11 protein-coding genes and 1 pseudogene are annotated in these 13,698 nt (G+C 52.7%); all 12 read left to right on the forward strand.

All coding sequences use genetic code 11. The annotated features are described in order from the left end of the window. Nucleotides 1-14: 14 nt before the first annotated feature. On the forward strand, nucleotides 15-1,253 hold the full coding sequence (locus FKM52_RS04320) for a DotU family type VI secretion system protein (RefSeq protein ID WP_141174958.1): 1,239 nt from the start codon (nucleotides 15-17) through the stop codon (nucleotides 1,251-1,253). A 3-nt stretch (nucleotides 1,254-1,256) separates the two neighbouring features. Then, nucleotides 1,257-4,895, forward strand: coding sequence for a type VI secretion system membrane subunit TssM (tssM, locus tag FKM52_RS04325; protein WP_141174959.1), 3,639 nt, complete (start codon nucleotides 1,257-1,259; stop codon nucleotides 4,893-4,895). A gap of 17 nt (nucleotides 4,896-4,912) precedes the next feature. Next, a complete protein-coding gene (tagF, locus tag FKM52_RS04330) occupies nucleotides 4,913-5,623 on the forward strand; it encodes a type VI secretion system-associated protein TagF (protein WP_141174960.1) in 711 nt (236 codons plus the stop codon). Between the two features lie 17 nt (nucleotides 5,624-5,640). Further along, nucleotides 5,641-6,666: pseudogene (gene tssA, locus FKM52_RS04335) on the forward strand (type VI secretion system protein TssA). Nucleotides 6,667-6,747: 81 nt separating this feature from the next. Next, nucleotides 6,748-7,275: a type VI secretion system contractile sheath small subunit gene (gene tssB, locus FKM52_RS04340; RefSeq protein WP_141174961.1), complete on the forward strand. Its 528-nt coding sequence runs from the start codon at nucleotides 6,748-6,750 to the stop codon at nucleotides 7,273-7,275. Nucleotides 7,276-7,277: 2 nt separating this feature from the next. Continuing rightward, complete coding sequence (gene tssC, locus FKM52_RS04345; protein ID WP_141174962.1) at nucleotides 7,278-8,795, forward strand: type VI secretion system contractile sheath large subunit; 1,518 nt, start codon at nucleotides 7,278-7,280, stop codon at nucleotides 8,793-8,795. Between the two features lie 151 nt (nucleotides 8,796-8,946). Further along, on the forward strand, nucleotides 8,947-9,342 hold the full coding sequence (locus FKM52_RS04350) for a lysozyme inhibitor LprI family protein (protein ID WP_141174963.1): 396 nt from the start codon (nucleotides 8,947-8,949) through the stop codon (nucleotides 9,340-9,342). Between the two features lie 681 nt (nucleotides 9,343-10,023). Next, the gene (locus FKM52_RS04355) at nucleotides 10,024-10,506 is read left to right on the forward strand and encodes an Hcp family type VI secretion system effector (protein WP_141174964.1); all 483 of its coding nucleotides are present in this window, start codon (nucleotides 10,024-10,026) and stop codon (nucleotides 10,504-10,506) included. Nucleotides 10,507-10,683: 177 nt separating this feature from the next. Continuing rightward, the gene (locus FKM52_RS04360; RefSeq protein WP_484212029.1) at nucleotides 10,684-10,977 is read left to right on the forward strand and encodes a T6SS effector amidase Tae4 family protein; all 294 of its coding nucleotides are present in this window, start codon (nucleotides 10,684-10,686) and stop codon (nucleotides 10,975-10,977) included. A 382-nt stretch (nucleotides 10,978-11,359) separates the two neighbouring features. After that, on the forward strand, nucleotides 11,360-11,803 hold the full coding sequence (locus FKM52_RS04365) for a DUF5675 family protein (protein WP_141174966.1): 444 nt from the start codon (nucleotides 11,360-11,362) through the stop codon (nucleotides 11,801-11,803). Nucleotides 11,804-11,814: 11 nt separating this feature from the next. Next, nucleotides 11,815-12,477, forward strand: a complete 663-nt coding sequence (locus tag FKM52_RS04370) for a hypothetical protein (RefSeq protein ID WP_141174967.1) — start codon at nucleotides 11,815-11,817, stop codon at nucleotides 12,475-12,477. Nucleotides 12,478-12,600: 123 nt separating this feature from the next. Next, nucleotides 12,601-13,638, forward strand: coding sequence for an IS630 family transposase (locus FKM52_RS04375; RefSeq protein ID WP_141174968.1), 1,038 nt, complete (start codon nucleotides 12,601-12,603; stop codon nucleotides 13,636-13,638). The last annotated feature ends 60 nt before the right edge of the window (nucleotides 13,639-13,698 follow it).

A 13,698-nucleotide genomic window follows, 5' to 3' on the forward strand; every position in this document is an offset into this window, starting at 1 on the left:
AATGAGCGCTCACCATGCAGGAACGACATGCCACCGGCAGCGATGCCGTCTTTTCCGGCGCCAGCAGCAATAATCCGCTGGTCGCCGCCGCTAACCCTTTGCTGAATGCGATACCGCAGATTCGCCACTCCGTATCGCACGACGATCCCGCGGCGCTGCGCCAGCGCCTGATCGATGAGGTGCGGCATTTTGAAAAAAACAGCCAGCGCGCCGGCCTGGCGTATGAGGTTATCGTCGGCGCCCGCTACTGTCTCTGTACCGCGCTGGACGAGGCGGCGGCGCTGACGCCCTGGGGAAGCCGCGGCGTCTGGCCCGGCAACGGCCTGCTGGTTACTTTTCATAATGAAACCTGGGGCGGCGAGAAGTTTTTTCAGCTGCTGGCGAAGCTGTCGCAAAACCCGCGTGAGCATATCTTTCTGCTGGAGCTGATCAACTACTGCCTGCTGCTGGGCTTTGAGGGGCGCTATCGGGTCATGGACAACGGGCGCTCGCAGCTGGAAACCATCCGCCAGCGCCTGCTGCAGATGATCCGCGGCGTGCGCGGCGGCTATCCGCCGCCCCTGTCGCCTCATCCGGTCGATCAGCCGGTGACGCGCAAGATGTGGCGCCCGATGGTGCCGCTCTGGGCCTGCGCCGCGCTGGCCGGTTTTCTCGCCTGTCTGCTTTATATCCTGCTCAACTGGCGGCTGGGCGATTACACCAGCCCGGTGCTCGCCTCGGTTTATCAAACGCCGCTGCCGGAAGTGAAAATTCGTAATCCGGCGCCGCGCGCGCCCGCGGTGCTGAACCTGCGCGCCTTTCTGCAGCCGGAAATCGCCGAAGGGCTGGTGGCGGTGCGCGACGAGGCGGATCGAAGCGTGGTGACGCTGAAGGGCGACGGGCTGTTCGCTTCCGCCTCTACCGCCGTGCGCGAGCCTTATGAACCGGTGATCGATCGTATCGCGCAGGCGATGGATAACGTCAGCGGCAAAATTCTGGTGATCGGCTACAGCGATAACGTACCGATCCGCAGCGCCCGCTTCGCCTCTAACTATGAGCTGTCGCTGGCGCGCGCGCAGTCGGTGCGCATGATGCTGCAAAAACATCTGTCGCAGCCGGAGCGCGTCAAGGCGGAAGGGCGCGGCGAAACCAACCCGCTGGCGCCGAACACTACGCCGGAGAACCGCGCCCGCAATCGTCGGGTGGAGATCACACTGTTAGTTTCGCCAGCCAATACGCGCGCGGAGCTGAATGGATTGCCGCAAGGGAACTGACCGATGCTGAAATTACTGATTTCTTTTATCACCAGCCGGTTGATGTGGGGCTTCGTTGGCATCTCTGCCATCTGCTTTATTATCTGGACGATTGGCCCGCTGATCGCTATCGGCGATTCGCGCCCGCTGGAGTCGGAGCGCAACCGCCTGATTAGTATTATCGTCATCTATCTGGTGTGGGGCCTGAGCAATCTGCTGCCGCGGCTGTACAACGCCTGGATCAACCGTAAATTGATGGGCAGCCTGAGCAACGCAGAACAGGCAGGGGAGAGCGATCGCAAGCGGCTGCCCGATGAAGAGCAGGTGCTGGCTGAACGCTTTGATGAGGCGTCGCAGCTGCTGCGTAAGGCGCACTTCAATCGCGCCGGAGGCCGCACCCCCTTCTGGGCGCAGCGCTTCAGCCGCCAGTATCTCTATCAGCTGCCGTGGTATGTGATTATCGGCGCGCCGGGCGCGGGCAAAACTACCGCGCTGGCTAATTCCGGCCTGCAGTTTCCGCTGGCGGATCGCTTTGGCAAAACCGCGCTGCGCGGTATCGGCGGCACGCGCAACTGCGACTGGTGGTTTACCAATGAGGCGGTGCTGCTGGATACCGCCGGCCGTTACACTACCCAGGAGAGCCAGCAGGCGCACGACGCCAGCGAATGGCAAAAGTTTGTCGATCTGCTGCGCAAGTATCGCGGTCGTCAGCCGATTAACGGCGTAATGGCGACCATCAGTATCTCCGATCTGTTAACGCAAACGCCGCAGGAGGCGCAGCAGCAGGCGATTAACCTGCGCCAGCGCCTGATGGAGCTGCATGAGCAGCTCGGCATCCGTTTCCCGGTCTATGTGCTGGTTACCAAAGCGGATCTGCTGAAAGGTTTTCGCCCGTGGTTTTCGCGGCTGGATAAGGCGCAGCGCGATCAGATTTGGGGTTTCACCTTCCCGTGGGAGCAGGCGAAGCTGGCCGATTTCGACCTGATCGGCGCGTTTACCCAGGAGTATGCGCTGCTGCAACAGCGTCTGGACGCCGGCCTGGCGGATACTCTGATTATGGAAAGCGATGCGCAGGCGCGCGCGGAAAGCTACCTGTTTCCGCAGGAGTTCGCCGCGCTGCGTCCGCTGTTGACGGAATATCTCAGCACCGTTTTCGCCCGCTCTAATTTTGAAACGCAGTTCTCGCCGCGCGGCATCTACTTCACCAGCGGCACCCAGGAAGGTTTGCCCTTCGATCGCGTGATGGGCGAACTGAGCCGCGCGCTGCATCTGCCGCGAAACGGCGCGCAGCGCAACGAAGCGGAGCCGGGCACCAGCGGCGCCTGGAACAGCGTTGATAAAGAAGCGCCGATTCCGGCAGCGAAGGGCCAGAGCTTCTTCCTGCGCGAAGTGCTGACCAACGTGATATTCCAGGAAGCGGGGCTGGCCGGCAGCAACCGCTGGTGGGAGCTGCGCAACCGCGCGGTGATCTGGTCGGGCTATGCGCTGCTGCTGGCGCTGCTGGTGTGCGTGTCCCTGCTGTGGTTTACCAGCTACGGCAACAACAAAAGCTACCTGCGCGAAGTACAGGCCAGGGTGCCGGAGGTGGTGGCGCAGAGTAAACAGCTGCAGTCGCGCGGCGAAGGCGATCTCTTCACGCTGCTGCCGTTCCTGAACAGCGTGCTCAAACTGCCGGAAAGCAGCGATTTTGACCTGAACGACCCGCCGATGACGCGCCGGATGGGGCTTTATCGCGGCGTAGAGGTCAGCGACGCGACCCAGTCGCTGTATCAAAAGTCGCTGAAGCAGCTGCTGCTGCCGCAGGTGGCGCAGCTGATTACCAACTGGCTGCGCCACGATAACGGCAGCGATGCGGATTACAGCTATGAGGCGCTGAAGGCTTACCAGATGCTCTACCAGCCGCAGCATTATGACGGCAAATTCCTGCACGCCTGGGTGATGCTTAACGTGCGGCGCAACCTGCCGCAGAACATTACTCATTCCCAGCTTAGCCAGCTGGAACGACATCTGGCGCAGCTGCTGGAAACGCAGATCCAGGCTTCGCCCTATGCCAAAGATGACGCGCTGGTAAAGCGCGAGCAGGCGCTGATCAATAAAATGCCGCTTTCCGGGCGGGTTTATGGCCGCCTCAGACGCCTGCTGCTACAGGACGAGCGCCTGAAACCGGTTTCGCTTGCCGATATGGGCGGCCCTCAGAGTGAGTTAGTGTTTACTCGCAAAAGCGGTAAGCCGATCGGCGAAGGCATTCCGGGGCTTTATACGCCGGCAGGCTACTGGGAGCACTTCGACAAAAACATCAACAAGGTAGCCGCCGCGCTGCATAAAGATGATATCTGGGTGCTGGGCAGCGCCCCGGTTGATGAGGACAAACCGCAAACGGACAAGGCGGTACGCCAGCTTTATATGAACGATTTTATGCGCCAGTGGGATGCGCTGCTAAGCGATATTGAACTCAGCAGCAGCGCCGATCTGTCACAGCGCATCAACAGCGCCCGCCTGCTCTCCAGCAGCAGCTCGCCGCTGCGCAAGCTGGTGATTAACCTCAGCCGCTACCTGATGCTGGAGCCGCTGCCGTCGGAAAACGATAAGCCGTCAGCGAGCGATCAGGTCAGCAACGCTACCCGCACGCTGGAGGCGCTGTTCCGCTCGCAGCGGCCAACGCATGCCGCCGCGCGCGCGGAGCAGACGCCGGAACAGCGCGTAACCGAGCACTATGCGTCGGTAATCGAGCTGGCGCAGCCGCTGGAGCAGGGCGGCAAAACCATCGCCTTTGATGACTTTATTAAGCAGCTTGATGAGCTGTATCGCTATCTGACGGCGGTACAGGACGCCGCCAACAGTGGAATGCCGCCGCCTTCCGGCGAGGCGATTAGCCGTTTGCAGGCCAGCGCCGGACGGCTGCCCGGCTCGCTGCAAAATATGTTCACCCATATGGCGGTAGGCGCCAGCAGCGATGCCCAGCGACGCGATATGGAAAATGTCCGCAAGCGCATCAACGTGGAAGTCGGCACCTTTTGCCGCCAGGCGATCGCCGGGCGCTATCCGCTCTCCCGCCGTGGACGAAGTGAAGTGACGCCGGACGATCTGGCGCGCATGTTTGCGCCGGGCACCGGCCTGATGGACTCTTTCTTTCGCGATAACCTGGCGATGAAAGTGGATACTACCCGCTCCAGCTGGCGCTTTATGCCCGGTATCGACGGCAAGAGCCTGCCCGGCGGCGAGGCGCTGCTGCGGCCTTTCCAGCAGGCGCAGAGCATCCGCGACGCCTTTTTCGCCAACGGCGCGAACACGCCATCATTTCGCGTCACCATCCGCACCGTGCGCATGGACAACGATATTCTCAATCTGACGCTGGACGTGGACGGGCAGCTGCTGCGCTACAGTCACGGCCCGCAGGCGGTGCAGCTAATGAGCTGGCCCGGCAGCGGCAGTACGCGCCAGGTGCGAATGCAGCTGGGGCTGGTGGATGGCACCACCTCCACGCTGGTAACCAACGGCGCCTGGGCGCTTAACCGCTTTTTCGACCGCGCCGCGCTTTCCGCGGGCAGCAACAGCCTGAGCCGCCAGGCGACGTTTAACGTCGATGGACATCTTGTCACGCTGGAGTTTACGCCGAACAGCATACGCAATCCGTTTCAGCTTCCCGGCTTCTCCTGTCCATGAACGCAAGGAAATAGATCATGAGCCACTCACCTGCGATCGGCTGGTATGGGAAATTGCCCAGCGCCGGTGACTTTTTACAGCGCCGTTTTCCTGAAGCGCTGTCCCGTCAGTGGACCCACTGGTTTCAGGTGGGGTTGATGAACTGGCAGAAAAATGAAGAGCAGCGCTCTGACGAGGCGCAGCGTTTCGCTAAGGCGCCGGTATGGAATTTTGTCGTGCCGCCGATGCTGGGCAGCCAGCTGGTGCAGATGGGCTGCCTGCTGCCGGCGCGCGACAGCGTAGGGCGGCAATATCCGGTGTGCGCGCTGTACAGTTTCACGCCGGCCGAATGGACAAACGGACGTTTGGCGCAGGCGGGCGACTGGTATCAGCAGCTGGGACGCACGCTATTGCTGGCGGTGCACGGCGGCTATTCCGCCGCCGATCTTGATGGCGCGCTGCTGGCGATTCCGGCCCCGCCGGAGCCGGCCATACAGCAGCGATCCGATATTCTGGAAGTTATCGGCTATGGCGACAACATCACCAATCTGAACTGGCCGCTGGTGGCGGAGCGTTTCGATCCGCAGCGCTATACCAGCTTCTGGTGGACCAACCAGGCTGATGGCTATCCGCTTTATACCCATCTGCACAGCGGCAACTTCACCAGTCAGCTGTTTTCGCTGTTGTTCGATCCCGCCGGCGGCGCCAGGCCGGGCCGGCACGGACTCTATCCGCCTATGTTTGATTAACCGATATTGAGGACGCAATGGATATCGATGCGCTATTGGCCCCGGTAAGCAGCGATAAGCCGTGCGGGGAAAATCTGGAATATGACGCCGATTACATGGCGATGCTGCAGGCATGCGAAGGTAAAGCGGAGCAGCAGTTCGGCGAAACCATCATTCCCGCCGAGCCGGCCGACTGGAACAAAGTCGAGCGGCTGGCGACCGATCTGCTGTCGCGCACCAAGGATTTGCGCGTGATGTTAGCGCTTACTCACGCCTGGACGCAGATGAAAGGGCTGCCGGGCTATGCCAGCGGGCTAAAGCTGATCGAGCAGGCGCTGCTGCTTTACTGGGAGCCGCTTTGGCCGCTGCTGGAAGAGTATGGCGAACGCGATCCCTTCTACCGCATCAACGCGCTGGCGGCGCTGGGCGATAAATCGGCGCTGACCTCGGCGCTGCGCCAGGCCCCGCTTTTACGTAGCGCGGTCGATCAAATTTCCCTGCGCGACGCCTGTTCGCTGCTGGACGGCAGCAAAGTTGAAGTTGCCGATTATCCCGGCGGGCGCCCCAGGCTGAGCGATGAGCTGGCTCGTGGCGATCAGCCTGGCATCGAAGCGGTATTACAGATAAGTGAGCGTTTGCAAACTATTCGCGAAACCCTGACGGAGCACCTTGGCGAAAGCGGCGTGCCGGAGATGGGGCAGCTGCAGAGAACCATCGATCTGGTGGCGCAGGCGTGCCAGACCACAGATTTGGGCGCGCTGCTGGCGACCGTATCCGGCGGCGAGGCGTCAGCGCCGGCTGAGGCGAAAGCGAGCGCGCCGGCCGCGCCGCCGCGGCAGACGACTACCGACTGGCGCAGCTGTGAAATTAACTCGCGATCCGAGGCGCAGCTGATGCTGGAAAAAGTGAAGCACTATTTTTCCCGCTAGGAGCCGAGCCATCCGGCCCCGCTGATGATTGAACGCCTTCAACGGGTGATCGAACTCGATTTTATGGAAATGATCCGCGACCTGGCGCCCGACGGCGTGCAGCAGCTGGAAAATTTGTTTGGCCGCCGCGAGTAAGCAGGCCGCCGCTCCTCTACGGCAGCCTGGCAAGCGCGCCTGCTGCTAACTTTTTACCGCGCAAATCCGATGGAGAGCATCATGGCATTAGCAAAATCCAGCGGGCAGAAATTTATCGCCCGCAACCGCGCTCCGCGCGTACAGATTGAGTACGACGTGGAGATTTACGGCGCAGAGCGCAAGATCCAGCTGCCGTTCATTATGGGCGTGATGGCCGATCTGGTGGGTAAACCGGTTGATCCGCAGCCGGGCGTTGATGAACGCAAATTCCTTGAAATTGATATCGATAACTTTGATGAGCGTATGAAGGCGCTGAAGCCGCGCGTCGCTTTTCAGACAGACAACACTCTGACCGGTGAAGGGCGGCTGAATATCGATCTGACCTTTGAAAGCATGGAAGATTTTTCGCCGGACGCGGTTGCGCGTAAGGTTGAGCCGTTAAATAAAATGCTGGAAGCGCGCACCCAGCTTTCCAACCTGCTGACCTATATGGATGGGAAAAACGGGGCGGAAGAGCTGATCGCAAAAATTTTGCAGGATCCGACGCTGCTGAAGTCGCTGGGACATCTGGCGAAGAAGGATGATGCAGCAAAAGGTGATGAGGAATAATTATGAGCAAATCATCACAGCAACGACAGCAGCAGCAGCAGCAGCAACAGCCGCAGCAGCAAACCTGGAGTCAGGATGAGTTTAGCGCGCTGCTGAATAAAGAGTTTCGTCCGAAAAGCGATCAGGCGCGCGCTGCGGTAGAAAGCGCGGTAAAAACGCTGGCGCAGCAGGCGCTGGAAAACAGCGTCACCGTTTCTAACGACGCGTACCGCACTATTCAGGCGCTGATCGCGGAGATAGATGAAAAACTATCGCGCCAGGTTAATCAGATTATTCACCATGATGATTTTCAGAAGCTGGAAGGCGCGTGGCGCGGGCTGAGCTATCTGGTAAATAACACCGAAACCGATGAGATGCTGAAAATCCGCTTTATGAGCATCTCCAAGCAGGAGCTGGGACGCACGCTGAAACGCTATAAGGGCGTCGGCTGGGATCAAAGCCCGATCTTCAAAAAAATCTATGAAGAAGAGTACGGTCAGTTCGGCGGCGAGCCGTTTGGCTGCCTGGTGGGCGATTACTATTTTGATCACAGCCCGCCGGATGTGGAGCTGCTGGGCGAGATGGCGCGCATTGGCGCGGCGGCGCACTGCCCGTTTATTACCGGCTCTGCGCCGAGCGTGATGCAAATGGAAACCTGGCAGGAGCTGGCGAATCCGCGCGATCTGACCAAGATTTTCCAGAACACTGAATATGCCGCCTGGCGCAGCCTGCGCGAATCGGAAGATGCGCGCTATCTGGGGCTGGTTATGCCGCGCTTCCTGTCGCGTCTGCCGTATGGCATTCGCACCAATCCGGTGGACAGCTTCGATTTTGAAGAGGAAACCGAGGGCGCGAACCACAGCAACTACACCTGGACCAACGCCGCTTACGCGATGGCGGCCAATATCAACCGCTCGTTTAAAGAGTTCGGCTGGTGTACCTCTATTCGCGGCGTGGAATCGGGCGGCGCGGTGGAAAACCTGCCGTGTCACACCTTTCCCAGCGACGACGGCGGCGTGGATATGAAGTGCCCGACGGAAATCGCCATCAGCGATCGGCGCGAAGCCGAGCTGGCGAAAAATGGCTTTATGCCGCTGGTGCACCGCAAAAACTCAGACTTTGCCGCCTTTATCGGCGCGCAGTCATTGCAGAAACCGGCTGAGTATCACGACGCTGATGCTACCGCCAATGCGCGCCTTGCCGCTCGTCTGCCGTATCTGTTTGCCTGTTGCCGCTTCGCCCATTATCTGAAGTGCATCGTACGCGATAAAATTGGTTCTTTCCGCGAACGCGAAGATATGGAGCGCTGGCTGAACGACTGGGTAATGAATTATGTGGATGGCGATCCGGCCAACTCTTCACAGGAAAGCAAAGCGCGTAAGCCGCTGGCTTCGGCGGAAGTGATGGTCACGGAAATCGAGGATAATCCTGGCTACTACGCTGCGAAATTCTTCCTGCGCCCGCATTATCAGCTGGAAGGGCTAACCGTTTCGCTGCGCCTGGTTTCTAAACTGCCTTCACTAAAAACCAACGATGCGTAACTAAAAGGCCGGGCGGCAACGCCCGGCGCTAAAATTTGTGATTTGCAGGTTTTCATATAAACCTGAAAATAACGTCACCAGACTGTTTTCTGTAATCCGGCTTTTTATCAGTCGGTTAATGAATAATACCCTATTAAATTAGATAAATAACATGAAGAAAATATTAACCATGCTATTTAGCTCTCTTTTATTGGTTTCTTTAAGCGCTTTCAGTGCTAATCAATGCCAGACCGGGGGAAACAATGCTGACGTAAGCTGCAAAATTCAGGCGGCAAAGGTTGCTGAGACAGAGCTACATCAGGCCTATGAACAGGCAAGGGAAAGAATTACCGTTTCTTTGGAGGTAGATAAAGATTTGCTGGCAGAACATTTGTTATTACTTCACGATTCTCAAACAGCATGGTTAAAGTATCGGGATAGACAATGTAAAACAGAGGCATTTCTCGCGGATGTACAATCAGTTGCTTATAAGGAAATCAATAAGGGCTGCGTAGAGAAATTAAATAAAGAGAGAATTTATCAGTTAAATAATATGCCTTATCAATAATTGGATTGATATTTACCTGTTCCAATAGTTCATGTGCGAATTATAAAATAATCCATGTTGTTTTAATTTTTTATTTCTAAATTTATATGGAGAGCAATTATCTGAATTTTAATCGCTTTTGCCTGTATTGAACATGAAACAGAAGATAATGTAGAACTGATTTTTAAATTTATCTTCCTGCATGAAAATTTAACCATTAGGATAATTGTTACTATAAATAATAGTTACATTAACTATGTAAAGAATTCATTGGGACCAAATTCACCATAGCTAAAAACAGAGTATATATCTAAAGAAAAATTAAAAATTGCATGTAATAAAATAATAATGACGATTATAAATACTGAGTCCATAAAATTTATTTTCATTGAGTTACTATAGTTACATGAGGCAAATAAAGTATATATTTTGACCTTATTTATTAAAGAGATTTCAGTTAAAAGTATAGTATTGTTTTTTTATGTATTACCCTAAGCATATTTGAAAATGATCAATAATTATAAAATATAGATTCATTGCATGTTATACACACAAAACTAAATTATTTAATTAAAGATTTTGCATGGGGTTTTATTTCTGTGCGGAAACCAGGCAAATGCGAATGTATTTTTAAAAATGCATTTTTAATTGCCATGTTTATATATTAACTAAATAAATACTTTGCAAAAGGAGTGAAGTTTTATGGCTATTGATATGTTCATGAAAGTTGATGGCGTTAATGGTGAATCTCAAGATTCTAACCATAAAGGATGGACAGATATCAATTCTTTTTCCTGGGGCGCTGCTCAGCCAGGTAATATGGCTGTCGGCGGCGGCGGCGGTGCAGGGAAAGTGAACTTTAAGGATTTACAAGTTACTGCTCTAATTGATAAATCAACCACTGCAATTTTAAGGCATTGTTCTAGCGGAAAACATCTTACTAAAGTTGAAGTATCAGTATGTAAAGCTGGTGGTCAACAGGTAGAATACGCGCGTATTACACTTGAAGATGTATTGGTTACAAATATCGAGTATACCGGTGCAGATAACGGTGATACGGTCGGTGTTAATTACACGTTCCAGGCTTCTCGTGTGAAACAGCAGTATTGGGAACAAACTGCCTCCGGTGGTAAAGGTGCTGAAAGCAGTGCAGGCTGGAATATTAAAGAGAATAAAGAAATGTAATATTGTTGCCCGCTCTTATCGAGCGGGCAACCTATTATGCTTATGCAGTAAATTATAAAGGAGTTCAGTAATGAGTAGGCCAAACTTCTTACAGCATGGCAACGTTTTAGTGAAATCAATATAAACGTTGCTAAGGTAGGTGAAAAAATCGGTGGGAATGTAGGTGTTAATATCGATATCGGTGTAACAGACCCTAAGCATAGTTTTACCAGCGCTTGTGCAATTAGAATGAGTTATGTTCTTAATTATACAGGAGCGAAGATTTCTGGAGGATCTTGGGCTACTGTTTCAGGGAAAGATAAAAACTGGTATATATATCGTGTAAAAGATTTACTAAAATATATGCACAGCATGTATGGAGAGCCTGATAAGGTGGTGAAAAATCCCAGGGTTGAAGATTTTAAGGGGATTAATGGAATAATGATTTTTTCAACAAATGATTGGAGTGATCTAAATAGCTGTGCGAAATAGTGCTCCACTTTCGGCTATCCCTTGTGAGACAAAAGCGCGGGACATTTTCTCTGCCATGCGGCGCTACATCAGGCTTGTCACGTTATGCTCTAAAGTGCTTGTTCGATGTTCATAAATGACAGGTGTAGCGGTATTCGGCGCAGCTATTTAGAACTTGAAGAGTATATTTCAGATTACAGTTAGGTTGGCTTTTCTCAGTTACAGAAGATGTGTTATTGGAAATTTTCGCTGCTTTGTCGTATCTTCGGTAACGCCAGCGATGTTGAACACAATGCTTCAAAAAAAGCGATGCGTTATTACCTGACAGGAAAGAGGATAAAAAACGCATATTGACCTATATATTTTTTAAAGGAAAATAACATAGTAACGAGGATTTTCTATTATGGCAAAACATGTAATTACGCTTACCAGGATATGGCAGACGGCTGAATCCACAATAAGCACTTATGAAGTGTCAGGTAGTAAAATAAAAGGTTATTTTTTAGAAAGACCCGGGCCGGATACGATGGAATCAGGGAAAAGGAAAAGAATACCGGAAGGTAGCTACTATATTAAATGGCATAATAGTAATATTCCTACAGTAAAGCCATATAATCCCGTGCCACAGGTTTTTAATGCTACCGTTCCCCAATCCCGCTATATATTAATTCATAATGGGAACTATCCCCGCAATACGGATGGTTGCCTGCTGATTGGTTCCTCAAAGGGAATTGATTTTGTTGGGGGCAGCGTTCAGAAACTAAAAGAGCTAAAAGAGTATATCCTCAAAGAGGGGATTGATAACTTCAGTATTAACATCAAATCCTGTTATTCAGACTGTAAATAAGGGGGAGGAGTATGTTTAGGAAGCTTGCTTTATATTTTTTTATATTATTAAGCAGTATGCCGACACTGGCACAAAAAAGTAGTTTTGATGGGGTATTGCAGGCATATTGGCTCCCCGTATGGAATGAAGATGTAAATGAGCCACAACTTAAATACAGATTCTTTCAGTTGGAGAACGCTGGTGCTGATGTAAAAATAATCAACGTCGCTGACAATAAGCTGGTCATTAAGTTACTGGAACAGGATTACCCTGATTTCTTAACCAGTCAGCAAGGGCATGTGGAGTATCACGGCGTTATTACGGTAAAAGATTTGAAGGAGCGCGAGGAGTGCGATATGCGCTTTTACGATGGTACAATGATGTCTTTTTCTAAGCGCAATAACAGTGCAAAGGATATCAGTATTGATAAGTTAGAGGAGCTGGCAGGCTGCCAGTCATACCCCTACCTAATTACATACACGTTAAAGCCTCGTGTTAAAGGAGTTTATCTTAAAAACGCCCCTAATAAGAACGCAAAAAAGACTGTATTGGTTCCCAGTAATAAATCGCTGGCCCAGATACAAAAAATCAATGCTGACTGGGTGCTGGTCGCAGTTTATGATGAGAGTAAAGTGCCGCCTTTGGGATACCCGAAAGGCTATATTGAGTTGGATAACCTGCAACCCGTTAACTAAATAACTTCGCAAAATAGTAGATCATCGGAAGGGAACTCAGTCCGGATTGTGCGATCTGAAAAATCGTCAAACATCACAAATCACCAGCCGGACTGAGCGACTGAGCGACTGAGCGACTGAGCGATGCCGATCATAGCACCAACATCCCGTACCGAACGACGCCGGATGCAGAAAACTATCCATAAAACGCATGATAAAAACCATGCCCGCAGACTGACTGCTATGCTGATGTTACATCAGGGAATGACCGTCACTGATGTTGCTAAAATGCTCTGTGCCGCACGCTCATCCATCGGCAGATGGATAAACTGGTTTACTTTATATGGCGTTGAAAGACTCAAAAGTCTCAGACCCGGACGTGCCGCACGATGGCCGGTCGGAGATATCCTGAACATTCTGCCTCTTCTGGTACGACGTTCTCCGCAGGATTTTGGCTGGCTGCGCTCCCACTGGAGTACGGAACTGCTGACGCTCATCGTCAACCGGCTTTTTAACGTGACTCTGCATAGTTCCACGTTACACCGATATCTGAAACAGGCGGGGATTGTCTGGCGCAGAGCCGCACCAACGCTGAAAATTAAAGACCCACACTATGAGGAAAAACGTCTTGCCCTCAGGCAGGCACTGCTCCGGGAACAGGCAGAACATCCTGTATTTTATAAGGATGAAGTCGATATCGACCTGAATCCAAAAGTTGGAGCGGACTGGATGTCCAGAGGACAACAAAAACGTATCGCCACGCCGGGGCAGAACCAAAAGCATTATCTGGCAGGTGCACTACATTCAGGCACAGGGAAACCCCCCTATGTGATTGGCAGCAGTAAAAGTTCTGATTTATTTATCAGTCTGTTAGAAACATTACGGCGTACATACCGACGAGCAAAAACCATCACGCTGATACTTGATAACTACATCATTCATAAAAGCCGCAAAGTGGGACGCTGGCTGGAAAAGAACACGAAGTTCCGGTTGCTGTTCCTGCCAGTCTATCCACCATGGTTAAATCCGATAGAGCGGTTGTGGTTATCGTTACATGAAACCGTAACGCGAAATTATCAGTGCCGATATATGTGGCAGTTACTGGAACAGGTAAATCAGTTTATGAGAGTTGCCTCTCCGTTCCCCGGCAATCACTATGGTCTGGCTAAAGTAGAGCGGTAATATGCGAAGTTATTTAGATCGTATTACACGCATTTTGACCAGTCGCTCTAAAATTCAGAG

The organism is Mixta tenebrionis, assembly GCF_006517625.1.
GTDB lineage: Bacteria > Pseudomonadota > Gammaproteobacteria > Enterobacterales > Enterobacteriaceae > Mixta > Mixta tenebrionis.